The following is a 25,000-nucleotide window of genomic DNA, read 5'->3' on the forward strand; positions in this document are numbered from 1 at the left end:
TGGACCACGCCCCCCCCCCACCTAGCGTTTTCGCCCCCCGCTGGCGCCTCCCGCCGCCCCCACACCCCGCCCGGCGGGGGGGGGGGCTGCGCCCTCCCCCCCCCCCCCACCCCTCGGTCATTTCTGTGACTCTTTGATTGCGTCCAGTCGCGCTTCGAGACCGTCGAGGACACGGTCGAGTGTGTAGCGATAGTGTTCTGCCCGTGTCGCTTCCGCAGTATCCGGTGGCCCCGCGAATTTCCCGATCAGTGTCTCCATCGATGAACGGGGATCGGCGGGCCCGTCGTTGCTCAGTCGTTCCAGCATCGCGCCGTGATCGGGTGAAGGCTGACCGCTGGGAATGCGCCTGGCGTCGTTCATGGCGATCAGCGTGGTTGTCGAGGTGAAGGCGACGGTATAGGCCTGGGCGGCTTCCGCTCCGAACCCGGCGTCTGTCAGCGATGCCAATCCGGCCTCCATGAGTACCCGGCTGCGCTCGGTGGCAACTCCGTTCATCAGCAGCCACTGCGCCGCGCCCGGACACCCGATCAACGCTTCTCGCATCTGCAAGAGTAGATGTGTCAACCATTGACGCCAATCTTCTTCTGCGGACGGCACGTTCACGGCCGACATCGCACCGTCGACCACCGCCGCCGAGAGTGCTTCGCGATCTCCGACGAGCCGATAGACGACGGAGAACGACGTATCGAGTTCGCCGAGAAGCTGCCGCAGCGACCAGCCCTCGACTCCGTGCTCGCGACTGAGCCCGAACGCAACGGACAGCACTGCGTCCGCAGTGATCCCGGTGTTGTAACTCCGGCGGCGCGGTGATTTCGCGGCGGGCTTTTTGTCAGGTGATGGCGCAGTCATGGTCCGACCGAGCTTAGCGGCGTCGGATCGGGTCGCGTAGTCGGCGCAAGCGATTGACGGATGAACTTAGGTGAGGTTTACTTGCCAAATCCGAGCAGTGCTCGGATTTGTGCGAATCCCCGATTTTTCGAAGCTGAAGGACACCATGAAGTTGAAAACGCGACCCGGTTATCTATCAAGGCTGGGTGCTTCGCTGCTGGTCAGTGTCGTTGCCCTGACTGCGGCCGCCTGTAGCTCGAGTGAGGCCGGACCGACGACGGAACCTGTCGAGGGAACGCGTGTTGTGTCCCATGAATTCGGTGAGACGTCGGTTCCGGGCGACCTCGGGCGAATTGTTTCCCTCGACGAATACGCCGCACTCGGTCTCCTTGCCGTCGGTATTACGCCCGACGTGGTCTTCACGTCGTGGGGATCGGAGATCGGCCAGGACATCCTGGCGTCAGCTGGTACCGAGGTGGTCACAGTGCCGCCGCTCGGTGCACCCCCGATCGAGCAGGTCCTCGCCCAGGATCCGGGACTGGTCATCTTCACGTCGATGGGTGATCGGAGCTACTACGACTCCCTCGCATCGACCGTCCCCACAGTGCCGGTCCCGGCCGTCACCACTCCGTGGCGTGAGAATCTTGCCTTCTTCGGGCGTGCTTTCGATCGTCAGGCGGTCGCCGACAAGTTGACTGGCGCTTTGGAGAGCAAGATCGCTGACGTCTCTGCTCACTCCGGTGGTGAAACGAACACAGTATCGGTGTTGATGAGCAGTTCAGGAATTCTCGCCACCACCACCGAACAGGCACCGCCGTCGTTGTTGTTGGCGGAGAGCGGCTTCGGGCGTCCGGAATCCCAGCGAGCCAACGCCGCTGGAGGTCTGCCGTATGCACCCCTGTCCGACGAAGCAATTCCCGCGCAGGACGCTCGGATCGTGGCCGTGTTCGACGAGGGCGTGTACGAGTTCGGCAAGGTTGCCAGTGTTCCCGGATTCTCGAGTCTTCCAGCGGTGCAGGAGAACCGAGTGGCCAAAGTCAACGGAGACATGTGGCTCGCGACTCATCCTTTCGCCACCTTCTGGATGATCGAGGACATGGATGCCATGGCTACGGGCAATCTGGCTGGTGCGGGTACCGAATCTCTTGCCGCGAAGCGCTATCAGGATTTCACGGCGCTGACAGCATGAGTTCGAGTGCGTTGAGTCGGCGTCTGGCTCTGAAATGGGGAGCGTTGACGCTCGGCTCTGCGGCACTCAGTTCGGCGGCGTTGAGTGCGTGCAGCCGTGATTCGGCGAACGAAACCAGTTCCGAGATTTCGCCGTTCGACGACGAGGTTCGTGCTGCCGAGCAATTGCGTTTTCGTAGCGGACATACAGTCGAACGAAACCTGACATCTACGCCGGCTCGGGTGAGCCTGGGCGGTAGAGAGGTCGACACGTGGTCGTACGGCGCAGAAGCGGTGGGTCCGGAAATCCGAATCTCCAAGGGAGACCGGCTCAAAGTCCGGTTGCAGAACAATCTTCCGGCGGAGACCTCGGTTCACTGGCACGGCATTGCGATCCGCAACGACATGGACGGTGTCCCGCCGATCACCCAGGAACGAATCCAACCAGGCGAGGAATTCACCTATGACTTCGTGGCCCCGGACCACGGAACCTACTGGTACCACTCTCATTCAGGGTTGCAGGCTGATCGAGGGCTCTTCGGTGCGCTCGTGGTCGAGGACCCGAACGATCTGACCGGCGCAGACGAGGACGTTGTCATCGTGATCGACGACTGGCTCGACGGGCTGGGAACAACCCCGGAGGCAGTGCTTCGCGCATTGTCACCGGACGTGCAGGGAGGACACCACGGGCACGGCGGCACTCCATCGGAAGTCGATGGTGCAGAGATTGATTCTGCCGCAGAACTTCTCGCCAGTGGTCACGGAAATTCCGAGGCGCTCGGTGGAATGGCAACGCACATCACGTATCCACTGCACCTGATCAACGGACGGCCTGTGGAAGATCCCTTTGTCATCAGTGTGACGGCCGGAACTCGGCTTCGATTGCGGGTGATCAATGCCGGGGCGGAGACTCCGTACCGTTTCTCGGTCGCCGGGCACGAGATGACCGTTGTCAGTGCTGACGGGCAGGACGTTGCCTACACAGCCGGAGACGAGATTCTGATCGCACCCGCGCAGCGATACGACGTGTTGGTGACGGTGCAGCCCGGTTCGTGGCCTATTGCCGCGAAGGTGGAAGGGAAGCCAGGTGGAGCCGCGTGCCTGCTCCGGACACCGGATTCGGTAACGAGCGTCGATCTGACTTCTCCTGCAGTGCTGTCAGGTTCCGGCGGTCGACTCGTTCTGGAATCGGAGCTTCGTCCGTCAGGCGCACGGGAACAGCGGGTGCCGGATCGTGAGTATTCGGTGGATCTCATTCAGGCCGGCGATCGATATGTCTGGGGCATGGCGGGCGCCGATGCAGGTCGGTTGATCATGAAGCAGGGCGAGCGGATACGAATCGTCATGAACAACAACACCGATATGTGGCACCCGATGCACACCCACGGGCACACCTTCTCGGTTCCCTCGTACGGTGGGCTTCGCCGAGACACCGTGATCTCGCTTCCGCGTACACAATTGGCGATCGACTTCGACGCCGACAATCCAGGACGGTGGATGTTCCACTGTCACAACGCGTACCACTTCGAGGCCGGGATGACTGCCGACCTCCACTATGTTCGATGAGGAGAGTGCAATGTCAGTTCGCACCGGGTTGACCACATTGATCGCTGTTGCAGCGGTGTTCACACTGACGTCGTGCGGTGACGATTCGACGGGATCTACCGAGCAAGCGCCGGTCGAGATCTCGGTGAAGAACCTTGCGTACACACCGGACTCCGTCACGGTACACAAAGGACAGACCGTCACGTGGATTTTCGAGGACCAGGGTATGCCACACGATGTCGTGTTCGCAGAACTGGGGACCAAGAGTGAACTGCAAGGAAGTGGAACCTACAGTCAGACCTTCGACAAAGTGGGAACCTTCACGTACACGTGCACACCACATCCGAACATGACCGGCACGATCATCGTCGAAGAGTGAGTGGCGCAATGAAAGTGAATGAGGCTGCAGCCTCGAAAGATTCTACTGGTCTCGTCGACCGAGACGCTTTGGGCAGGATGATCGCGCCCGTGAGAAATCGACTCCTCCTGGGGGCTGGTTTGTCGGCGCTGTCGGTGCCGCTGCGTTTCCTGCCCTACGTAGCGGTGGTCGAGATCGCGCGAGTGCTTCTGACCGACGCGTCGTTGAATCTGGTCTGGTGGTGGGCCGCGATCGGCGCAGCGGGCACAATTCTCGGTTTTGTCGTCTACAACGCGGCCCTGACGGTGTGTCACACTGCCGACGCGCATTTCAAGTACTCGATCCGCTCGCGTATCGCTCGGCATCTGTCTCGAGTTCCTCTGGGCTGGTTCGCAAACGGCGGAACCGGCGAAGTGAAGCAAGCGATGACCGACGACGTCAAACGGATGCATCTCCTCGTCGCCCATCTTCCCGCCGACGTGGTGCCTGCCATCCTGTCGCCGCTAGTGGCTCTGGTCTATCTGGTGGCGATCGACTGGAAGTTCAGCCTGGTCCTGGTGGGTTACATCGGAGTGTGTCTCGCTCTTGCCGCGCCGTCGATGCGCAGAGCGTATCGAACGAACGTCGACTCGTGGAATCGCGCCATGTCGACATTGACCTCTGCAACAGTCGAACTGGGTGACGGTATCGAGGTCGTCAAGACCTACGGGAATGGGAGTCGAGCGTTCGCGCGCTACTCGAGCGCAGTCGATTCGATGGTCGCGGTGTGCGTGCGATGGATGTCGGGGATGGGAAGACCGGTGGTCGCGATGTCGATCCTTCTCTCGCCGGCGGTACTCATCGTGGTTATCACGGGGTCGGGGATCGCACTGCTCTCCGGGGGTTGGGTTACCCCGGTAGCTCTGGTGGCTTTTCTCGTCGTCGGAATAGGCGTTCCATCTTCGGTTCTCCACCTGGGAACGATGGCCAACCTCTACCGCGAAGGCCAACTCGGAGCGACCCACGTCGAGAGCATTCTCGGCGAAGAAGAGCTGGCTGAACCCCGGGAGCCGGTCTCGGCTCGCGGTACCTTGGTTGAATTCGATTGCGTCGGATTTGAATACACCACTGGAACGCGCGTCCTCGAGAACATCTCCTTCGAGATGCAACCGGGCACCGTCACCGCGATAGTCGGACCGTCCGGCTCCGGAAAGACCACGTTGGCGCGTCTGCTTCCGCGGTTCTGGGACGTGACGGATGGATCTATTCGCCTCGGTGGAAGCGATTTACGAGATCAGTCCAGTCGTGAAGTCTTGAAATCGATGGCTATCGTCTTCCAGGATGTTGTGCTCTTGCGGGACACCGTGCGCGAGAACATTCGGCTCGGCAGACCAGATGCAACGGATTTGGAAGTGGAGACAGCGGCGAGGCGGGCGCAGATTCACGACGTGATCATGCGACTGCCGGACGGGTATGACACAGAGATCGGTGGTGGTTCGGGCGGTGAGCTGTCGGGTGGGGAGAAGCAACGCCTGACGATCGCACGCGCCATCCTTCAGAACCCGCCGATCGTCATCCTGGACGAGGCGACTTCGCAGGCCGATCCCCACAGTGAATCGGCTGTTCAACGCGCCCTGGGCGAGATCAGCGCAGACGGCGGCACCCTGATGGTGATCGCTCATCGACTGCACACCGTCCGATATGCAGATCAGATACTCGTTCTCGACGCCGGACGGATCGTGGAAAAGGGTACGCACGAACAGTTGTCGGCACTCGGCGGAACCTACGCGCGGATGTGGGCGCTCCAGAACCCCCTCGTCGAAGACATATCTCCGCGAAAGGCGCTGCAATGATTCGAGACCTGGACGAAATCCTCGGGCGCGACAATGGGATGCGAGGTCAGATAGCGGGTTTCACGCTCGCCGGGATACTCGAGGGTGTCGTCTTTGCACTGATGATTCCGATACTGAAAGCGGTGGTTCGCGGCGATTACGACGCCGCAGTGCCGTGGGTTGTCACGGCTGCTCTCGTGGCGGTGGCCTGTGGCGCCCTACGGTGGATCGCCGAGAATCGGGCGTACCGCATCGGAATCGAGGGTTTTGCCGGTGGAATCATGCATCGCCTCGGTGAGCACTTGGTGCAGGTTCCGCTCGGGTGGTTCAGCAAGGCAAACCGTGGAGCGTTCACTCGCCTGGTCACCGAGGGCACGGCGATCTTGATGAGCATCCCGGGGATGATCATCGCGCAACTCGTCACTGTCACCGTGACTCCCGCGACCGTGGCGATCGCTGTCTTGTTCGTGGACTGGCGACTGTCCCTCGCGATGGTCGTGTTTGTTCCACTGGGAATTCGGGCTTACCGCAATGTGCAGCGGGCGGTTGTGCCCGAATACGAGACGATTGGCAAGAGCGAATCCGAGTTGGCATCGCGCGTCGTCGAATATGCACAGGCACAGCAAGTTCTACGCTCGGCCGGAAAGAGCGACGAAGGCTGGAATCGGCTGGACGACGCTCTTGTGTCCAATCGGGATGCGCACCTGCAGGAAATCGGTTCGGTCGACAAGTATCTGCTGCGGTTCATGATCGTCATTCAGGTTGCCTTTCTCACCGTGCTGGCTCTGGCGGCACTGCTGGTCACCACCGGGTCCATCGACACCGCAAGCGTGATAGTTGTTCTCGTGTTGGCCGTGAGGTTCGTGGAGCCGATGCAGATGCTCGCAGGGTTTGGCGAAGGGATCTCACTGGCTCGGGTGTCGCTCGGATCCGTCCGAGAGATGATCGGCGTCCCGGTGCTGGCGGAGCCCGAGGTATCGAAAGAGCCCACGTCGTACGATATTCGGTTCGATTCGGTCTCCTTCGGCTACGGGTCCGTCTCCGTGATCCGCGACCTCAGTCTCGAGTTCCCGGAAAGTTCGGTCACCGCTTTGGTCGGCCCTTCCGGTTCCGGAAAGACCACGCTGGTTCGGCTGATCTCGAGATTCTGGGATGTCGACGAAGGAACGGTATCGATCGGGGGAGCGGATGTTCGCGAGATCGGAACGCGTGCGCTGATGACGCGGATATCGACTGTCTCGCAGCAGGTTTACCTGTTCGACGGAACCATTCTGGAAAACGTTCGGTTGGCGAGACCGGATGCCACGGAGTCGGAGGTCCGCCAAGCGGTGAGCGATTCCCGACTCGGCGAAGTGATCGATCGTCTGCCGAGCGGTGAAGAGACAAGGGTGGGTGAAGGGGGATCACTGCTGTCCGGTGGTGAACGTCAGCGGGTCTCGATTGCGCGGGCATTCCTCAAAGACACTCCGATCGTTCTCCTCGACGAAGCAACTTCTGCCCTCGACGGAGAGAACGAAGTCGCGATCACCGAGGCGATTCACTGCTTGGCTCGTGGTCGAACCGTCGTGGTGATCGCTCATCGCCTGTCGACCATTCAGGGAGCAGATCACATCGTCTACCTCGAAGACGGTGGGGTCGAGGAGGTTGGTACCCACGAAGACCTGATCGCGCGTGGTGGAAAGTACTCGGATCTGTGGGCCGAGCGCAGTGGCGCGGAGGGATGGAGGATCGACCGAGCACCTAAGCGGTGAAGAAACCGTGTGGTTTGATCGACGAATGGACGAAGCCGCTGCAGATCCAGTGAAACCGCCGCGGAAGCGCAGGTGGCCTCGTTGGGTCGCGGGTATCGCCGTGCTCGGAGCGGTTGTCTACGCGGGCTCGATCGTCTGGATTTCCGTCGCGTCGGCCGGCCACACGTCGGACGCAGCGGAAGCTCCCGAGGCTCCGGTGGTAATCGTGCTGGGCGCGCAGATCAAGGACGGCAAGCCGATGGCGTTCCTGAAAGGACGGCTGGACGCAGCCGTCGAGCTGGTGGAGGCGGGGAAGGCAAGAGCGGTCCTGGTCTCCGGCGACGCGAACGGCGGCTCGGGTGACGAGATCGCGGCGATGACGAACTACCTGGTGGAGCAGGGAATCGATGAGCGTCGCATCGTAGGGGATCCGTACGGCCTCGATACTTATGACACCTGCTTTCGAGCCATACGTACGTATGGTGTCACCAAGGCGTTGATCGCCACCCAGGGGTACCACGTGCCCCGTGCTGTGGCGTTGTGCCGAGACGTCGGCATCGACGCTGACGGTGTGAACAGCGATTGCGGGTGCGCAACTCCGACGCTGATCAAGAACGCCGCTCGCGAGTGGGCTCTCGCCAAACCCAAGGCGGCGCTCGACATGCTGTGGGGGCGGGACGCAAAGGTGACGTCGCCGTCGGAGGATTCGGTCCAGACAGCACTCTCGGTGTCCTGACGCGCTGAGAGCGCGCACAGTTTGTGTCGAGCGAACACACGCTCCGGGGAGTTGGAGCGTGTGTTCACTCGATGGACGGGGTGCTAGGTCGACAGTCAGATCAGTGCTGCTGCGGCAAATGCTCCCAGCGCTATCAGCGCAGCGCCGGTGACGCTCTGCACTCGACGGTCCACGACGCACATGATCGAGAGGAATCCCGGCATCGAACCACCGCGCTTGGTGTGCACGATTGCCGCGAGGCTGGGCATACAGCGGCCAAGTGAAACGACTGTAAACAGCGCCGCACCAAGTACCGGCGAACCCGAGGCAATGACGCCGAGTGTGAGAATGTAGTACGCACTCGACCGGATGAAGATCAGAAATCCCGGACCGATGATCGCACCGAAGATCAGCGAGACCTTCCACGGCGCCATGCTGCGGCGCAGATGACGCGGAAGCTGTTGGCGCCGCATCGGCGTCGGCATCTTGACTGCACCCAACTCGTGCAGCCCGTACGCAACCGCGACGAGGGCCCAGACGCCTAGCGCCCAGCCGACCGGGACGTAGCCGGACACCGCCGCTCCGATCGCGCCGATCAGTGCGCCGGTGACGGCTCCTGTCGTGACGGAACCCAGTGCGTGCCAGCCGAGTCGGCGTACCGGAGTCGAGGATCCCTTTCGGTCAGCTTGCTTCGGAGCGGCAACAACTCCGGCAACGGACATGCCGCAGGTCGACCAGTTGGCGGCCAGCGAGGTGACCAGCCCCGCTCCGACAACGGCAGTGGTCAAAGCTGTTGTTGCAGAAGGTGCAGCCACGAGTGCAATACCGGCACCCGCGGCAGCACCCGCCGCGATGAGGCTGGCACGAGTTGCGGTCCCTACCGAGCCTTGAAGGGTCGGCCGGATGTCGGGGACATCGGTCTGGAGCGGGCCGTGTGAGAGAACGGTAGTCATCAGATCCTCCAAAATGTGTGTGGTTCAATGAAAGTAGTGAGCCAATCTCACAGCGAAAAAGGTTGAGCCAGAGTCACAGCACTGTGATGACTCCGATCATGTACGGGTGTACGGAGCACGAGTATTCGTAGACGCCGGCGCTCTCGAACGTGTGCCGGTATGCGCCGTCCCCGGTGATGCCGCTGTCGAACAGGCCGGGCGACTCGACGTGATGCAGGAGTCCACCGTCGTCGAAGCGCCACTCGACGGTGCCACCACGCTCTACTGTGACGTCCATCGGACTGAACTGAACATTGCTGATCTCGACCACCACGTCGGGGACGGGATCTTTTGTGCCGCATGCTGGAACACACGTTGCGGCGACGGCGAGGCCGAAGCCGGCGATCCACCTCCTCACTATTGAACGATCACGGTGCCCACCATCATCGGGTGGGGCGTGCAGTGGTAGGTGAAAGTTCCGGCGTCGTCGAACGTGTAGGAGAAGGTCCCCTCGGTGAGCAAGTCGCTCTTCAGTTTCCCGTCGAGTTCACCGTTGCCGACCACATCGTGGGGGAGTCCGCTGTCGTCGAACTTCCATTCGACGGTCTGTCCTTTCTCGATGGTGACCGATGCCGGTGTGTACGCCATGTTCTTCACCTCGATCACGACGGCAGGTTCGTCCGACGACGCACCTGCATCACTACTGCAGGCGGTGAGGCTCAAGGCAGCGCACGCGGCGAGGAAAGCGGGAACGAGTTTCTTCATGAGGGGTTCTCTCCATTCTTCAACTTGTCAGCGGACGTAACGCAGATTTGCCGTCATGCCGGCTTCGAAGTGGTAGGCGTTGTGGCAGTGGAACATCCACTCGCCGGGATTGTCGGCGTCGAACTCGATGGCAAGCTCGGCACCTGGTAGGACGTTGACGGTGTCGCGGCGAAGTCCGCCGTAGTCCGGTACCGCAAACGTGTGGCCGTGGGTATGCATGGGGTGCCACATCGTGGAGGTGTTCTTCATCGTGATGCGAACCCGTTCGCCCTGTTTCATGACGAGTTTGCCCGCATCGGCACCCGCCATGCCCCAGACGTAACGATCTCCGGCTTGGATCAATTCGATGTGGTAATCGCGGTCGGGTGACCTCGTCTGGAGACGTACGGATTCCGCTGGTCGTAGCGCGCTTTCGGGTACCAGCCTGCCGGCCAGTTCCGAGAGGTTGCCGCCCACATCCGGATTCGCGAGAGCCAAGGCGTCAGTGCTCCGCAGGACGGTCGATGCGTAACCGTCTCGACCCTCGACCTTCGCGACCACCGGCCACGTTCCCGACTTCACCGTCACCAGTACGTCGTAGCGTTGGGCCATGCCGACGATGATGGTGTCGGCAGGAGTTGGCACCACGTCGTAGCCGTCGGTGGCGACAATCGTCATCTCGTGTCCGGCCACGGCAAACCGGTACGGAGTTTCGGCTGCCGCGTTGATGATTCGTAGTCGAAGGGTCGAACCAGGCGCTGCAGTGATGACAGCAGGATCATTGGGTGGTCGCCCATTGATCAAGTGCAGTGGATACGCGATGTGTTGAGTCATTCCGCCGAGTGCCTCGGAAGAACCGTGTCCGCCGCTCACCAACTGTTGCGCGACGGACATGTCGGCTTCAGAGTGTTCTGCCGGAGTTGTTGCCCCACCGCCGTGTCCGCCATGCCCGCCCGAAATTGCCGGGTTCAGGGCCATCAGGACGGAATCCGGGGTGGTACCCAATCCGTCGAGCCAGTCGTCGAGCACCAGGACGGCATCGGCGTCGGCTCCGGTGATGTCGTTCGGGTCCTCGACGATCATGGCGCCGAATAGCCCCCGATCGGCTTGTAATCCGCTGTGCGAGTGGTACCAGTACGTTCCCGGATCCGGTGCGATGAAGTTGTAGTCGAAACTCGACCCGACGCCGATGGGGGCCTGCGTGGTGGGTGCAGCGCCGTCCATGTCGTTGCGGATCCGAATTCCGTGCCAGTGCAGTGTTGTTTCGGCGTCGAGACCGTTCTGGACGGTCGCACTGACACGGTCTCCGGACTTCAGTCGAAGGTCCGGCGCCACCGCAGCGCCTCCGTACGTCCACGTGTCCACGAGGCGTCCGCCAAGATCTACCGTCGAGAATCCGGCGGCAAGGGCAAACGCAGCGGTGGTTCCGTTCCAGGCTCGCGCCGATTCGGCTGCAGCAACTTCGGGGTCGGTGGGCAGGATGTAGTCGAGATCGGCTGTGGGCGTCGGAGTTGCTGCAGTGGAACTGCATCCGGCAATCGTCCCCATTGCGCCGAGCCCGAGTGCTCCGGCGCCGAGTGCTCCCAAACTCAGGAAACGGCGCCGGCCCATCACCACACCGGATCCGGGACGACTCATCGGAGCACTTCTGGTGTGATCAACCCACTGACATCGCCGACGTTGCCCGAGACATCGACAGAACTGACCTGCTCGCCGGTGCTCGCGTTGTAGCCCACGATCTTCTGCGGTGCAGAACCTTCGATTTCCGGCCCCGTGCCCAGCACGTAGAACGTGGCGCCGTCGACGGAGAAGGTCATGCTCTTGATGTCCGTCAGGCCGAGGTCTGCCAGCGTCAGACTTTTCACCGGTGCGTAGTTCGCCGCGTCGGACAAGTCGATCTTGACCAGTGAGCCTCCGCGAGCGGAGTCCGGATGAATGGCCGTGTCCGTGTATGCGATTGCGAGTCGGGTTGCGTCGGCGTTGATGATGTTCTCCGAGAATCGACCGGAATCCTGCCCGGCGTTCCCGATCGGCTTGACAACTTCCTGAGGCAGTCCGTTGGAGAAGTCGAAAACGTAGACATCTCCGTTCTCGCTGACCAGCAATGCTTTTTGTGCTTCCGATGCCCAGGTGACCTTGCGTGTGGAGACGAAATCTTCGGGTAGGACCTTGCTTCGGGCGGTTTCCTTCGGGACGCCGTCGTCACCGATCGTGACGTGCAGCAGTTCCCGGGTGTCCTCACATACGCTGTACAGCTCGTGATCGACCATCCACGTGAACGGACCGCAGCCGACTATCTGGAGTGCACCGGTCGCTTCCTTCTTCTCGAGGTCGACCACCCGGATGCCGTACAACCCGTCATCCCAGGTGACAAAGAACTTGCCGTCGGAGGTCACGGCATTGGAGCCGGGACGGGAATGTACGCGTGCGACGTCCGGAAGCATGACCTCGGCGGGTTCCAGCAGATTGCCCGAGTAGGTGCTGACCGTGAAATCTGCTGCGCCGCGGGAACCTCTGGGACGCCACACCTCCGCCGCGAGAACCGCAGGGTCTTCGGCGGAATCCCCGATAAATCCGTGAATGACCGGATCCCAGATTCCCGGACCGACGGTAATTCGACTTTCGGCCACACCGGTTTTCGGATCGATCACATTGACACTGAGCTCGAGCTGGCCGAATCCACCCTCGACGCCCAGTAGGCGGTCAGCTGCGATCGGCGTGATCGAACCGACGTGCAGTGGTTCGGGAATGGTATCGCCGATTTCCTGGTCGTCGTGCCCGAGTGAGATCCCCTCGCCCGGGGCGGTGAACGGAACTGTCGGATAGGTGACATCGCCTGCGTTGGAGGGTTTGTCGTCGTCGGACGAACTGCATCCCGCCAGCGCGAGTACGACGGTGAGTGGGATGACGGCAACGGCGGGTCGCGCCAGTTTTCGGGTTCGCGGACTGCTCATGATCCGGCACCGACCTTGGGGCGCTCGGCCGGTCGAGTCTGGCAGTCCTCACCGATGATGGGCGCCATCGTGCAGGTGTATGCCTGAGACTCGTCGGAGACACACCAGATGATTTCCTGGTCGTAGCTTCCGGAGACCGGATTGTACATCACGGCCTGCATGTCCGGTTCGCCGCAGAATGCGTTGGAACACGAAGGCGCACCGCAGCAGTCGTAGTAGGCGATCAGATAGGTTTTGCCGGTATCAGGGTTGGTGCAGCATCCGACCCAGAACTCTGCGCCGGGCTTGCTGCCGGGGGCGCAGGTGGTGACACCGCCGCCGTTGCATGCGGCACAGGACGTTCCGTCCATGTTGCACCAGCGCCAGTACTCGCACTCGGCTGGATCCTTGCCGTCGTAGACGGGGACAAGAGGCTCCGGCCCGGGCGCCGGCGCAGGAACTTCGGGCTCCTGGGCGAAGGCGCTGCGAGTCACGGGAAGCGTGCTGATCAGTGCCACCCCTGACACACCCATGGTCCACTTGCCGATCCGACTGATCATCGAGCGCCGCGAAACTCGTTCGGAGAGTTTGCGCCCCGTTCGGCTGGTGAGCGAGCCGCCCTGGCCCGCCATCCATTCGGCCTGGGCCTGAACTGTCGCCTCGTCGACGGGATATCGATTCTCCGTCATGTTGTGCTGTGGGAATTCATTGTCGTCCAACGATTTTCTCCTGATTCGTGAAGAGGATCGAACTGTGCAGGAAGATCAGGCCGCGCTGCCGGATTTCGCCTGGGCATGAAGGTGCTGGAGTGAGGGGGTACCGGATTCGAGCGCATTGAGCAGGCTCTCCACTTGAGCCATGTGATTGCACAGGCCCTTTCCTCGGATCTTGCCGTGCTCGTCGAGAATCACTCCGTAGGGAGTTGTACCCACCTGGTACGCGATGCCGACGTCTCGGGCGTCGATGTAGCTGAGCTCGGAACCGATCCCGCTGCCGGCCAGAAACTCACGGTGCTCTTCGGGTGTTCCGTCGGAGATGATCACCACATCGAGATCGGATTCAGCTCGGGCCATTGCCCTTACGCCGGGAAGTAGACTCTTGCACGTCGAGCAGCTCGGTGCGGTGAACAGCAGGAGTTGCGGCTTGTCGCGGTGACCGCCGACTCCGACGGTTCGTCCCTCCTGGTCGATCAGACCGGCAAACGACGGGCCGACTTGTTCGACCTTGGGCCCGGTATCCATCATGCGGGCGCCGAGCGGTCCGAGACGTACTTGTACGCGGCCGATTTCACGAGCCAGGGCAAGAACCATCAAGAACAGTATGGCTACGGCGATCACCAGGATCACGGTCGCGACGAGTAGGAAAGTGGTCATCGTAGTAGTCCTGCCTTCGAGTTTTCGGGGCTGTGGGTGTGGTTCACGAGCCGTACCGGGATGCGGTTTCGGCAGTGCGGAGTCGGATGGAGGCACTCGACAGGTAGTCGTCGACCGGGCGTCGCCCTAGATGGACGACCGAACGAATTTGTGCGAGAGCAACTCCAGCCAGAACGAGGAGAAATCCGATGGTTGCCGCCACGATCTGGACGCCGATCTCGGCCTGATTGGGGGCGACCGACACGGCCACGGATATCACCGCGAGTGTCCCGGCGCGAACGGCGTGGAACCACCCGATATGCGGAATCTTGCCGACTCCGAATGCAAAACAACCGCAGTCCAGATCGCGTCGACCGCGTAGGAGATTGATCGTGAGCCCCGTGAAGAACGATGCGAACATCACAGCAGCGGCCACGGCTGCGAGTCGATGGACAACGCCGAGAACCAGCAGGGCACCCACGACGGACTCGGCGACGGGAAGGGCGCGAGCGATCGGAACTTCGAGTCGCGCCGGCAGCACTTTGTATCCGCGCACGGAACTGAGTACCCCGTCGTGGTCGTTCAGCTTGGGAATGCCGGCGAGCAGTAGTACAAATCCGATGGTCGCCGCAGTGGTGGCGCTGACGAAGTCCATGCTTCCTCCGTTCTGTTCGGCAGGGCCGGTGGTGTGTGGGACACATCCTGTACGGGCAGTGCTGCGAACCCGCGTCGACCGCGATACGCCTGGACGAGGTGCAACTGAGAGAGCAGTTCTCGTGTGAGAAGTGGAGAACTAGCAGGTGGAAGCGCCGCTCGTAGGCTTGGGACACCACGGGCCACTATTGATCCCGCACGATGCTGGGTGGCAAACAAAGTCGGATTCTCACTTGAAAGTTCTGTGCGCGCCATCGTGGAAACTGCGCCGAAACATAAGCGGACTAACTTGACCGAATTCTGACAATTCGCTCGTAGGTTCGGGCCTGGACGCGACGGACGGTGACACATGGCCGTGAGTGCGGCACTGCGTGCAGCGATCGCGCGAGCGCAGAATGCGGATCAACACAGTGAGCCCGTGTTCTCCCCGCTCCGTGGTCTCGGGCGAGGACGTCTGACCCCGATCGACCTGTTGGGGCAATCACTCTCCACGATCGCGCCGGCAACGGGAATGGTGTTCATCGCCCTGTGGATGATCACTTACAGTCCCGGCTACGTCGGGTTGGCTGCGATTGCTGCGACCACTTCGGCGGTGTTTCTCGTTGCCTTCTGCATCACTCAGTTCACGCGGAGACTGGCCGCAGCAGGATCGTTGTACAGCTTCGTCTTCCAGGGCTCCGGTATCCAGGCGACACTGACGGCGGGCGCCGCACTGGTACTCGGCTACCTCGGAATCTCGGTATCGGTTTTCTCCCAGGCGGTTCCGAGTCTGCTGGATACCGTCGCCCTTATCGGACTCGACGTGCGAGGGACTGCCGCGACGGTCATCACGACGGTGGCGATTGCCCTTGCCGTCGCGTGGATTGCAGTGCGAGGCGTTCGGTTCGCCACCCGAGCGATCCTCGTTGTCGAGGCTTGCTCTCTGATTCTGATAGTCGTGGTCATGCTGGCGACGCACACCAGCGCGACAACCGCTGTTGCCCTGCCGAATCCGTCGCTGAGCGCTGTGCCGTTTCTCGCCATGCTGACCGTACTGAGCATGGCGGGCTTCGAGAGTTCGGCCTTCTTCGGTCCGGAAGCAAAACGACCACTCATCAGCGTCACGCGCACGGTCCTCATTTCGCCGATCATCTGCGGGGTTCTCTTCGTTTTTGCGGCCTGGGCGGCGATGACCGGTCACGGCGCAACGATCGTCGGAGCGTACTTCGAAGGAACGGCATCCGGAGCCAGCGCGGAAGTGGTTCTGGCAGTCAAGATCGGAATGACGTGTTCCTGGTTCGCATCCACTCTCGGTTGTGCGCAGGCGGGCTCGCGGTTGCTGTACTCGATGGGGATCGAACGGGTACTGCCGTCGCCGCTTGCCCTTGTGCACCGACGATTTCGTACCCCGTACGTCGCGGTACTTGCGTTCGTCGCGGCAAGCGCGGTGGGAGTCTTCGTCTACTCCGATACGGTTCGCGACGATTCCGGATCCTTCGACGGGGTAGTCGAGACAGCGTTGGTCTGCGCTTACACCCTGGTGGCCTTTGCTTCGTGGAAGTTCTTGCGCCGAATCGGCGAACACACGTCACTGACCCGGATATGCACCGTGTCCGTGAGCGCTACCGGCGCTGGTCTACTGGTCTACATCGTGCTCGACGGTGCGGTACACGGGATGTGGGCCCTGCCGATCGCTGCTCTTGCTGTCGCTGCGTCGGGGACCGTGTGGAGCGCCTTGCTCCGTAGAGCCAGACCTGAAAGCCTTCTGATGGTGGGCGCCTTCGACAGCGTCGAAACGGCAGACCTGTTGCCCGGTGCCGGCACACTGCTGATCGACGGTGACGGGCGAAGACGACTTGTCCCGGATCGCGATACCGCTGAAGGTAACTCGCCGGAGCATGGGTGGTGACCGCGGACCGTGCAACCGCTGGTCCGCGATCAGGCAAAAGGATCGGCGAAGAGACCCACTTCAGTGGACAACAACCGCGTGCGGTCCAGAAGGCGCTGGGGATGCTCGAGGCGGTGGCTCATCTGGGACCGGGAACGACTGCGAAGGAGATCGCCACTTTTGCAGGCGTTCCATCGGCCACGGCGTACCGGATGCTGAATCTGCTGGTGGCGGAGGGCTTTCTCGTGCGGGTGCCGGACCTGTCAGGGTTCGCGTTGGGGCGTCGAACTGCTGAGCTCTCACATGCAGCGTCGGCGAGCGGTCCGGCGCCGACCCTGCACGAGCGCGTCGAAGACATGCGGACACACACGAGGTTCGGACTGCACGTAGCCTCGTTTACCGGTGGGCGCTTGCGTTTTGTCGACAAGGATCCCGACCACGAGATCATCGGAATTGCCGCACTGCCGAAGAACCTTCACGCGAATGCGCTGGGGAAAGTGCTGTTGGCGAATGACGAGCGGTTGCTGCCGGGCTTGGAACTGCGCCGGGTCACGGAGTTCACGATCGGTGACTTCGATGTTTTGTCTGAACAGCTGAGGTCTGTTCGCCGGCAAGGATTTGCGTTCGAGAACCAGGAGTGTCGCCTGGGTCGATCCGCACTGGCGGTGCCCGTTCGGGATCACGCGGACCAGGTGGCTGGCGGGTTGTGCGTCCAGGGAGCGAGCGGACGAGTGACTGAAGGCGATCGAGAGTTGGTCGGCTTTCTATTCGATTGTGCACGCCAACTCACCGGATTGCTCTGACGTCACACGCGCAGGCTCAGGGGGAGTCCGGCGGTCATCAGGACCACGGACTCCGATTCACTGGCGATGCGGCTGTTCACCAGACCGAGTAGATCGCGGAACAGTCTCCCGGACTTCGTGTCCGGGACGACGCCGCTTCCCACTTCGTTCGTGACGGCGACAATCGGAACCGGACAAGCGGTCCAGGCGTCGGCCAACCGGTCGATATCTGCGTGGACGGCGCTGAGATCTTCTGTCGCCCACGCCCGATGTCGATCCAGACATGCGGTCAACCACGTGCCGAGGCAATCGAGCAGGACCGGTGTTGTTGCGGTTGCGAGAATCTCGGTCACTTCGGAGGTCTCTACCGTCGTCCACGTCGACGGCCTCCGCGCGCGATGCGACGCAATTCGTTCGATCCAGTCGGGATCGTCGTCCTGCGGATCCCCGGTGGCGATGTACGTGACGTGCCGGTAGCCGGTAAGCAAGCCCTCTGCGTAGGTGGACTTGCCCGAGCGGGCGCCACCGGTGACCAGAGTTCGATGGCTCTGTCCTACCCCGATCGCGAGCACAGCTCCATCCGCAACCGCTCGCGCCCCGGAGAAGCGAAGTGCTTCCGCGAGTTCGTTTTCGACTGGGTTGTGGTGCCCGAGGTGTACGGCGACCACATCGGTTCGATCGGTGATCGCGGTGCAATTGCGTAGTCGGGTCACCGTCTCCGCGAAACTCGGCAGATCATGGTGCCCGGTGCCGTGGTCAGTTTTGTAGCCGAAGGTCTCTTCGAGAAAGACTGCGTCGAAACGGGCGTCGGCGAGTGCGTCGACAGTGAATTCGGGCAGAGGCCCGGTGTCGGTGGCCCAGAAGATTCGGGTTCCGGATGCGTCGGTGATGTCGTAGAGAAGGGTGGGTACTTCGTGCGCGGCCTCGAGCGCGCGAACACGATAGGTGCCCAACATGATCGACTGACCGGCCTCGAGCGGCATGAAGGTCACCGGATCGCCTGGACCCACCCAGTCTCGGCAGAGATCGAGCGCGTCGGGTGGTCCGAGAACCTGTAGTGGTTCGGTGCGAGAGGCCCAGGACCGGAACAGCAACGCCATCGGGCCGAGGTGATCGGGGTGAGAGTGTGTCAGCAGAATGTGTTCGACGTGCGCCAGCGTGCGACCGAATCGCGACGCAGCACGCGGTACTTCGGGTCCACAGTCCAACAGGATGCGGTTGTCCATCAAGGCAGCAGTGTGTCCGCGAATGGTGCCATTCGACATTGCCGCCAGGCAGGAAGGGCAGGTACAGAATGGGTTCGGCCAACCGTCGGCAGCACCGGTGCCGAGCATCACCAGTTCCATCAACGGGTGCCTTCCTGCCGAATCGGAACAACTATGGGACCACTGGGCCGGTCCAGGATTTCGACCCGAGCGCCGTACACACGGCCGAGGAGGTCTGCTTGCAGCACCGCTGAGGGAGTGCCGTCGGCGACGACGCTGCCTTTGTCCAGCAGCACGATTCGCCGACCGTACTGACCCGCGAGAGTGAGGTCGTGCATCGCGGCGATGACCGTGATGTTGTCGGCTTCACGCAGTTCCTCCACCAAGTCGAGAACCTGCTGCTGGTGACCGATGTCGAGGGCGCTGGTGGGTTCGTCCAGGAGCAGTACCTGAGGTTCTTGAGCCAATGCCCGAGCGAGGACCACGCGCTGCAATTCGCCGCCGGAAAGTTCGGTGGCTCGTCGATCTGCGAACTCGGTGAGGTCGAGTCTTTCGATCACCGAAGAGATCACCGAACGGTCTGTGGCGGTTTCGGTTCCGAAGCGTCGTAGATAGGGAGTGCGGCCGAGCGCAACCAGTTCGGCAACCGTCGCGCCCTCGGGTACCACCGGGCGTTGCGGCATCAGCGCGACTACGGCTGACGTGGCCTTGCGGCTGGAATTGCGTGGGCTGAGTCCCCCGACCGAGAGTTCACCGGTGGACGGAATCAATCCGGCGAGGGCGTGCATCAAGGTCGTTTTGCCTGCGCCGTTCGGCCCGACCACGGCAACCCAATCGCCGGGTGTCACATCGAGATCGATGCCGTCGACGACATCCTTGCCGCCGAGGTTGACTCGGAGGCCGCGGCACCGGACTGCGCTGTCGGTCATGCCGAAACTCGACTGCGGCGCAGAACCAGAAGGAAGAACGGAGCGCCGATCATCGCGGTCACAACCCCGATGGGGAGTTCGGCCGGTGCCATGACCGTGCGGGCTGCGACGTCGGTGAGGACGAGAAACGCCGCACCCAGCATGAGTGACAGAGGGAGCAGCAGCCGATGCGACGGGCCGACGACCAGTCGAACCGCATGGGGAACAACGATTCCGACAAAGCCGATGAGCCCACTTGCGCTCACTACTGCGGCTGTTCCCAGTGTTGCGGCGAGCACCAGCACCAGGCGTGATCTGGCGGGATCGACGCCGAGGCTGGCGGCTTCGACGTCACCGACGGCCATCACGTCGAGTACGCGCCGGTGTACCAGGATGACGGCTGATGCCAGCGCGACGTACGGCAGGACAACGAGAACTTCCGACCAACCGTCGGTGGACAGTCCGCCGAGTAGCCAGGAGTAGACCTCGCGCAGTGAATCGTCGAACCGCTGCTGAACAAAAGTCTGCGCTGCATTCGTGAACGCTGCGACAGCGACACCGGCGAGGATGATGACTACCGCGTTCTGCGGCCCGCCAATGCTTCGGCCGAGCGTATAGGTGGCGAACACTGCCAGCACACCACCGACGAAGGCGGCCATGGGAATTCCGAACATGCCCAGTGCTCCGCCCGAAACGATGGCGAGGGTTGCGCCCAGTCCGGCTCCGCTGGAAACGCCGAGGAGATACGGATCCGCCAAGGGATTTCGGAACACGCCCTGGTAGGCGGCGCCGGCCACGGCCAGCATTGCTCCGACCAACGCGCCCAGGACTACTCGCGGAAGCCGGATCTGCCAAAGAATCGCCTGCTGTGTCGCGGTGAGACCGGAATCGAGATTGATGCCGGGTAATCCGTCCAGAAGTTCGAGAATGGTCCGATCAGGCGTCAAACCGGCCGGCCCCACCAGAACACCGATCAGCAAGGCAGCGCACAGAATCAGCGCGGCGCCGAGCAGAACGACGGTCCGTCGTTGGGAGATACCGGCTTTGATCATCGAGTGCTCAGGCCGTGGGAACTTGGGCAACGATGGCCGCGACAGCCTTCACCTGATCGGCGACTCGGGGTCCCCACCGGCTGGAGAGGTCCTCGTCGAGCACATGAATCTGGTTACCGGTGACAGCTTTCATGCCGCTCCACCCGGGTCGAGCGGCGACGGATTCTGCTGTCACTCCGCAGCATTGGGAGTCTGCGAGAAAGATGAGATCGGGATTGGCCTGTACCACGAATTCGGCGGACAACTGCGGATAGTCACCCTGCCCGGCGGCGTCGGCGATGCTCTTCATGCCGAACAGCGAGTAGATCTGCCCGACGAAGCTCGAACTCGTGACGGTGTAGAGCGAGGAGTCGAGTTCGTGGAAGTACGTCAGCGGCTGTTGGCGCGCAGGAACACTGGCGACAGCGGCGTCGATGTCCGAGCGCATGGTGTCGACAACTTCGGTGCCCTTGTCCTCGTGGCCGGTGGCCTTCGCGACGCGCTCGATCTGGGCGTAGACGTCGTCGATGCTCGTCGCTGCCGGTAGCAGGAGCGTCGGCACCTTCGCCTTCTGCAGTCCGGAGACAAGATCGTTCATGTCGTCTGACGCGATCACCAGATCAGGTGCGTAACCGAGGATGGCTTCGACGTTCGGCTGAAAGCCCGAGAGATCGGTGACCGGGATGCCGGCTGGGTAGTCGGACTGATTGTCGACGGCCTTCACCTGATCGCCCGCGCCGACGGCCCACAGGGTCTCGGTGGCGCTGGGACTGAGTGACACGATCGACTGCGGACGTGACTCGATGGTGATGTCCGTGCCGGAATCCGTGGGACCGGAAACAACAGTCACCGGGAACGAACCGTCCGAGGCGGCTGTCGTTGTGGGTGCGTCGGATGTCGAGTTACTGCAGGCACCGGCAAGCAGTGCGGTACTCACCGTCAGCGCTGCAAGTACGGATCTGAATCTACGTGTCGGCCGACTACTCACAGCCACCCCTCCGCTAGTGGACGAGGGTCGCGAGCAGCGCGGCCGCGAGGGGAAGCGCCACGAGCGGTCCTTCGTCCGAGAACCATCGTGTCGCCACGAGGCCGGTGACCTGACTCGTTCGCCTCGAGTAGTGACGGGCGAATTCACAGTTGCGTCGACAGTGCCGGGGTTTCACCGAACTTCACACGAGCAGCGTGGCACCCCGGTGAACCGGGGCATCTGCACTTTACAGGGGTCGTCGGGCTTGACCCGGGAGGTCAAGGCAGGGTAAATATCTATTCCACTAATGAACTAGTGAAAGGGCTCGGATGATCGACTTCCGTATCGACCGCCGATCCGGCATTCCCACATACGTGCAATTGGTCCTTCAGGTGAAGCAGGCGCTCAGGCTCGGTGATCTCCAAGTCGGGGATCGACTGCCCACAGCCAAGGACGTCGTGGGAGCGCTCGCGATCAACCCGAACACAGTCCTGAAGGCCTACAAGGAACTCGAGCGCGACGGACTTGTTGCTCCGCGGCCTGGATTGGGCACGTTCGTCGTCAAGTCCCTGGCCAAGCCCGGTATGGCGGAAAGCTCTGCGCTACGGCGCGAGTTGGCCCGCTGGGTGGCAGATGCCGTGGCCGCTGGACTCGAGCGCACGGACATCGAAGCACTGGTGAGTTTGGAACTCGAGAAGACGTTCATCGAAACGGATCCGTCCGGAAAGCAGGGGGAGACATCATGACTGAGCAAGAATCGGCGCTCACGATGCAGGACGTAGACAAGCGCTTCGGCAAGAAGAAGGTGCTCGACGCCTGCACTTTCGAGGTCGCAACAGGAAGTATCACTGCCCTGGTCGGGGTGAACGGCGCCGGTAAGTCCACGCTGATGTCCTTGGCTGTCGGGTTGACGATGCCTGATCACGGTTCGATCTCGGTACTGGGCAGCACGCCGGATCAGGACGGCATCTGCCCAGGCCTGTCCTACCTCGCTCAGCACAAGCCGCTGTACCCCAAATTCACTGTTGCAGAACTCCTTCGATTCGGTGCATATACCAACGACAAGTGGGATGCGAAGTACGCCCTGGATTTGGTGGAGCGCGCTGGAATTTCTCTCGATGTGAAGGCGAAAGCCCTGTCGCCAGGTCAACGAACCAGGGTTGCACTGGCTTTGGCACTCGGGCGCAGACCGCAGTTGCTCCTCCTCGACGAGCCTCTGGCAGATCTTGATCCCGTGGCACGGCGGTCCGTCGCGACCACCCTGCTCGAAGACGTTGCCGAGTACGGCACCACGGTTCTGTTGTCTTCACACATCGTCTCTGAACTGGCGGATGTCTCGGATCGACTACTTCTACTGGGCGGTGGAAACGCGAGATTGTCCGGTCCGTTGGATGAATTGATCGCTGCCCATTACGTATTGATCGGCGACGGCGATCCTTCGGACGTGGTCGGCGCCGGTGCGGTCATTCATACCGACAAGGGGATGCGGTCGAATTCTCATGTGGTGGAGGGAATCCGTCCGAGCCCTCGGGCCGGCTGGGTGATCGACGACGCAACTCTCGACGACGTGGTGCTCGGGCATCTGAGCGCAGAAACGATGGTGGCGGCATGATCTGGGTTACGTGGCGGCATCACCGGACGTCGCTCATCGTGTCATTGGGATTCATCGCAGCTTTGGCTATAGCAGCGATAGTCGGCGGAATCGGAACTCGAAGTAGCTTGGGGGCAGAGGGCCGAGGAACGTACTTCGGCTGTGTCGGGGTCGGATGGGACTGTTGGGCGGATACCGCCGTTACCGGTGTGAACACGATCGCCGCTGCCCTGCCGGTACTACTCGGGGCGCTGGTGGGTGCGACCGTCTTCTCCCGTGACATCGACCAGCAAACGCATGTTCTCGGTCTGACGCAGTCGGTCAGTCGAGCGCGGTGGTTCTGGATGCGAGTTCTTGTTGTCTTTCTTCCGCTCACTGTTGCGACCGCAATCCTCGGCTTCGTTCTCGAGGCCGCGCGAGTTGGATTCGAGAGTTGGAGCTATGTGGTCAACGTCGGACCCGTTCAGTCGTACGGAATGAGTTCGATGCTCTTCCCTCTGTTCAATTCCAGCGGAATTGTCTTGGGTGCATACACTTTCATGGCATTGGTCGCCGGAGCTGCGGTATCACTGCTGGTGCGATCACCCATCGCCGCGGTGGCCGTCACCTTGGTCGCTGTCGCAGGTTTGATGGTGGGATTTCAGAACCTGGCACGGCCGCACTATGCCGAGCCGACTGTGCTGACACAAGGTATCGACCACGACACTTTCTACGCAACGTACGTCATGGATTCCTCGATGGCGTGGGTAATACGGAGTGGATACACCGACGCCAACGGGAAGCCGGTCGAGATCGACTATCAGGCGTGCACTACAGATACAGCCGGAAGTGAATACGATCAGCGATCCGACGAAAGTGACGTGGATTTCTACGTTCGCCAGAAGGCATTCTTGGCCCAACTCGAAGCCGAGTATCGTGCGTGTGTGCTCGCCCAGGGAGTGGACCACTACGAAACCTGGTACCACTCGGTCGACCAGGTCAGACGATTCCAATTCACGGAAGCTGCACTCGTCCTGATCCTTTCAGGCCTGTTCCTCCTGCCGGCGGTTTGGGGTCTACGACGCCTCAAGCCGTGACTCAGCGGGCGACCGGCGCGACCGTCAGCTGGTTGATGTTTGCGCCGGTCATCGAGCAACCCTTGGTGGGGTAGGCGAGGAAGACCGAGTCGTAGCTGTTGGGTGGGTAAACCCTCAGTCCCGCAACGTCGGTCACGCCGCACTGATCTGCCGGATAGTTCTCGACGTTCGTAGCTCGCACCAAAGACGTTGCGGCAGAGCCAGGGGCAAGGGAGACGAGTGATCCGGATCCGGAGCGGCCGGCGGCAGCACCCACTTCGCTTCCGGACGCTCCCGTGACATACGAGACGCCGGGGAAACCGTCGAGCGTGCACGTGCGGCCGCCCGTGTTGGTGAAGACCACCGGAAGCTCCACCGAACCAGCGGCGCCGCTCGGTTGGCCGAGGGTGACGTTCAGTTCCCCGATCGCGCAACCCTCGGGATTGGGTGCCGTCGAGGTTGTGGTTTGGGGGTGATCGGTATGGGTCGTCGAAGGTGCGGCAGCACCGGTCTGGGTCGTCGGCGCAGAGGCGGTCGTCGTTGAGGCGGGTGCCGGTGAACTCTCGGCCGTTCCCGTTTCATCCGAGCCGCAACCGCTGAGAAGGGCGAGAGCAGCAAGTGGAGCCGCCAACATGCCGACGTTGCGCATGCGGTTCGAATTCATCGCTCTGTACTCCTCAGGCTGGTCGACAACTGTTTCCGAATATCCGTGTCCGGTATATCCGAGTTTGAAGCCGGATGTGCAGAAACGAATCAGGCTCGCCGGTGATCAGGACCTACTTCCCGGATGGATTGCCGCTGCGGATCTAGCATGAGAAATGACCT

Annotated in this window: 25 protein-coding genes; 11 read left to right on the forward strand and 14 right to left on the reverse strand. The window is 61.9% G+C overall.

What is annotated here, in order from left to right:
- Positions 1–117 precede the first annotated feature (117 nt).
- Positions 118–849 (reverse strand): TetR/AcrR family transcriptional regulator, encoded by a 732-nt coding sequence (locus ACFQ6Y_RS02265; RefSeq protein WP_378628469.1) that lies wholly within the window; start codon positions 847–849, stop codon positions 118–120.
- 145 nt (positions 850–994) lie between these two features.
- Here ACFQ6Y_RS02265 and ACFQ6Y_RS02270 point away from each other — a divergent pair, with 145 nt between their 5' ends.
- From ACFQ6Y_RS02270 to ACFQ6Y_RS02295, 6 genes are all read left to right on the forward strand, one after another.
- On the forward strand, positions 995–2,017 hold the full coding sequence (locus ACFQ6Y_RS02270; protein ID WP_378628471.1) for an ABC transporter substrate-binding protein: 1,023 nt from the start codon (positions 995–997) through the stop codon (positions 2,015–2,017).
- Positions 2,014–3,561 carry a multicopper oxidase family protein gene (locus ACFQ6Y_RS02275; protein WP_378628473.1) on the forward strand — a complete coding sequence of 516 codons (1,548 nt, stop codon included), beginning with the start codon at positions 2,014–2,016 and terminating at the stop codon, positions 3,559–3,561. The genes ACFQ6Y_RS02270 and ACFQ6Y_RS02275 overlap by 4 nt, the downstream gene beginning before the upstream one ends.
- A gap of 10 nt (positions 3,562–3,571) precedes the next feature.
- Positions 3,572–3,919: a plastocyanin/azurin family copper-binding protein gene (locus tag ACFQ6Y_RS02280; protein WP_378628475.1), complete on the forward strand. Its 348-nt coding sequence runs from the start codon at positions 3,572–3,574 to the stop codon at positions 3,917–3,919.
- A gap of 89 nt (positions 3,920–4,008) precedes the next feature.
- Complete coding sequence (locus ACFQ6Y_RS02285) at positions 4,009–5,730, forward strand: ABC transporter ATP-binding protein (RefSeq protein ID WP_378628478.1); 1,722 nt, start codon at positions 4,009–4,011, stop codon at positions 5,728–5,730.
- Positions 5,727–7,460: an ABC transporter ATP-binding protein gene (locus tag ACFQ6Y_RS02290; protein ID WP_378628480.1), complete on the forward strand. Its 1,734-nt coding sequence runs from the start codon at positions 5,727–5,729 to the stop codon at positions 7,458–7,460. The genes ACFQ6Y_RS02285 and ACFQ6Y_RS02290 overlap by 4 nt, the downstream gene beginning before the upstream one ends.
- 25 nt (positions 7,461–7,485) lie before the next feature.
- Positions 7,486–8,175, forward strand: a complete 690-nt coding sequence (locus ACFQ6Y_RS02295) for a vancomycin high temperature exclusion protein (protein WP_378628483.1) — start codon at positions 7,486–7,488, stop codon at positions 8,173–8,175.
- A 95-nt stretch (positions 8,176–8,270) separates the two neighbouring features.
- On the opposite strand, the gene ACFQ6Y_RS02300 is transcribed toward ACFQ6Y_RS02295, so the two are convergent.
- The 8 genes from ACFQ6Y_RS02300 to ACFQ6Y_RS02335 form a co-directional block, all read right to left on the reverse strand.
- Positions 8,271–9,107: a methylamine utilization protein gene (locus ACFQ6Y_RS02300; RefSeq protein WP_378628485.1), complete on the reverse strand. Its 837-nt coding sequence runs from the start codon at positions 9,105–9,107 to the stop codon at positions 8,271–8,273.
- 73 nt (positions 9,108–9,180) lie between these two features.
- The gene (locus ACFQ6Y_RS02305; RefSeq protein WP_378542181.1) at positions 9,181–9,504 is read right to left on the reverse strand and encodes a biphenyl 2,3-dioxygenase; all 324 of its coding nucleotides are present in this window, start codon (positions 9,502–9,504) and stop codon (positions 9,181–9,183) included.
- Entirely contained in the window at positions 9,504–9,851 is a 348-nt protein-coding gene (locus tag ACFQ6Y_RS02310; protein ID WP_378531099.1) for a plastocyanin/azurin family copper-binding protein, read from the reverse strand. The genes ACFQ6Y_RS02305 and ACFQ6Y_RS02310 overlap by 1 nt, the downstream gene beginning before the upstream one ends.
- A gap of 27 nt (positions 9,852–9,878) precedes the next feature.
- Positions 9,879–11,468, reverse strand: coding sequence for a multicopper oxidase family protein (locus ACFQ6Y_RS02315; RefSeq protein ID WP_378628488.1), 1,590 nt, complete (start codon positions 11,466–11,468; stop codon positions 9,879–9,881).
- On the reverse strand, positions 11,465–12,784 hold the full coding sequence (locus tag ACFQ6Y_RS02320) for a hypothetical protein (RefSeq protein WP_378628491.1): 1,320 nt from the start codon (positions 12,782–12,784) through the stop codon (positions 11,465–11,467). The genes ACFQ6Y_RS02315 and ACFQ6Y_RS02320 overlap by 4 nt, the downstream gene beginning before the upstream one ends.
- Entirely contained in the window at positions 12,781–13,452 is a 672-nt protein-coding gene (locus tag ACFQ6Y_RS02325; RefSeq protein ID WP_029256402.1) for a methylamine dehydrogenase light chain, read from the reverse strand. Before ACFQ6Y_RS02325 ends, ACFQ6Y_RS02320 begins: the two co-directional genes overlap by 4 nt.
- 75 nt (positions 13,453–13,527) lie before the next feature.
- Complete coding sequence (locus tag ACFQ6Y_RS02330) at positions 13,528–14,136, reverse strand: redoxin domain-containing protein (protein WP_378531105.1); 609 nt, start codon at positions 14,134–14,136, stop codon at positions 13,528–13,530.
- A 43-nt stretch (positions 14,137–14,179) separates the two neighbouring features.
- Entirely contained in the window at positions 14,180–14,770 is a 591-nt protein-coding gene (locus ACFQ6Y_RS02335) for a MauE/DoxX family redox-associated membrane protein (RefSeq protein ID WP_378531107.1), read from the reverse strand.
- 348 nt (positions 14,771–15,118) lie between these two features.
- Between ACFQ6Y_RS02335 and ACFQ6Y_RS02340 the strand changes: the two genes are divergently transcribed.
- Together ACFQ6Y_RS02340 and ACFQ6Y_RS02345 are read left to right on the forward strand one after the other, a co-directional pair.
- Positions 15,119–16,657 (forward strand): APC family permease, encoded by a 1,539-nt coding sequence (locus ACFQ6Y_RS02340; RefSeq protein ID WP_378628493.1) that lies wholly within the window; start codon positions 15,119–15,121, stop codon positions 16,655–16,657.
- Complete coding sequence (locus ACFQ6Y_RS02345) at positions 16,654–17,439, forward strand: IclR family transcriptional regulator (RefSeq protein ID WP_378628496.1); 786 nt, start codon at positions 16,654–16,656, stop codon at positions 17,437–17,439. The genes ACFQ6Y_RS02340 and ACFQ6Y_RS02345 overlap by 4 nt, the downstream gene beginning before the upstream one ends.
- A 2-nt stretch (positions 17,440–17,441) precedes the next feature.
- On the opposite strand, the gene cobU is transcribed toward ACFQ6Y_RS02345, so the two are convergent.
- From cobU to ACFQ6Y_RS02365, 4 genes are read right to left on the reverse strand one after another with little or no spacing between them, the layout of a single operon-like run.
- A complete protein-coding gene (gene cobU, locus ACFQ6Y_RS02350) occupies positions 17,442–18,764 on the reverse strand; it encodes a bifunctional adenosylcobinamide kinase/adenosylcobinamide-phosphate guanylyltransferase (protein WP_378628498.1) in 1,323 nt (440 codons plus the stop codon).
- Entirely contained in the window at positions 18,764–19,552 is a 789-nt protein-coding gene (locus ACFQ6Y_RS02355) for an ABC transporter ATP-binding protein (protein ID WP_378628500.1), read from the reverse strand. The genes cobU and ACFQ6Y_RS02355 overlap by 1 nt, the downstream gene beginning before the upstream one ends.
- A complete protein-coding gene (locus ACFQ6Y_RS02360) occupies positions 19,549–20,583 on the reverse strand; it encodes a FecCD family ABC transporter permease (RefSeq protein ID WP_378628502.1) in 1,035 nt (344 codons plus the stop codon). The genes ACFQ6Y_RS02355 and ACFQ6Y_RS02360 overlap by 4 nt, the downstream gene beginning before the upstream one ends.
- A gap of 7 nt (positions 20,584–20,590) precedes the next feature.
- Positions 20,591–21,550 carry an ABC transporter substrate-binding protein gene (locus ACFQ6Y_RS02365; protein WP_378628504.1) on the reverse strand — a complete coding sequence of 320 codons (960 nt, stop codon included), beginning with the start codon at positions 21,548–21,550 and terminating at the stop codon, positions 20,591–20,593.
- A gap of 308 nt (positions 21,551–21,858) precedes the next feature.
- On the opposite strand from ACFQ6Y_RS02365, the gene ACFQ6Y_RS02370 reads away from it, so the two are divergent.
- The 3 genes from ACFQ6Y_RS02370 to ACFQ6Y_RS02380 are packed head-to-tail and all read left to right on the forward strand — an operon-like array spanning position 21,859 to position 24,196.
- Positions 21,859–22,275: a GntR family transcriptional regulator gene (locus tag ACFQ6Y_RS02370; protein WP_003939899.1), complete on the forward strand. Its 417-nt coding sequence runs from the start codon at positions 21,859–21,861 to the stop codon at positions 22,273–22,275.
- A complete protein-coding gene (locus tag ACFQ6Y_RS02375) occupies positions 22,272–23,141 on the forward strand; it encodes an ABC transporter ATP-binding protein (RefSeq protein ID WP_378628506.1) in 870 nt (289 codons plus the stop codon). The genes ACFQ6Y_RS02370 and ACFQ6Y_RS02375 overlap by 4 nt, the downstream gene beginning before the upstream one ends.
- Complete coding sequence (locus ACFQ6Y_RS02380; RefSeq protein ID WP_378628508.1) at positions 23,138–24,196, forward strand: ABC transporter permease; 1,059 nt, start codon at positions 23,138–23,140, stop codon at positions 24,194–24,196. Before ACFQ6Y_RS02375 ends, ACFQ6Y_RS02380 begins: the two co-directional genes overlap by 4 nt.
- 1 nt (position 24,197) lies before the next feature.
- On the opposite strand, the gene ACFQ6Y_RS02385 is transcribed toward ACFQ6Y_RS02380, so the two are convergent.
- Positions 24,198–24,839, reverse strand: coding sequence for a DUF4232 domain-containing protein (locus ACFQ6Y_RS02385; RefSeq protein WP_378628510.1), 642 nt, complete (start codon positions 24,837–24,839; stop codon positions 24,198–24,200).
- Positions 24,840–25,000 lie beyond the last annotated feature (161 nt).

It is taken from the genome of Rhodococcus sp. NPDC056516 (assembly GCF_042794655.1).
Taxonomy (GTDB): Bacteria; Actinomycetota; Actinomycetes; order Mycobacteriales; family Mycobacteriaceae; genus Rhodococcus_F.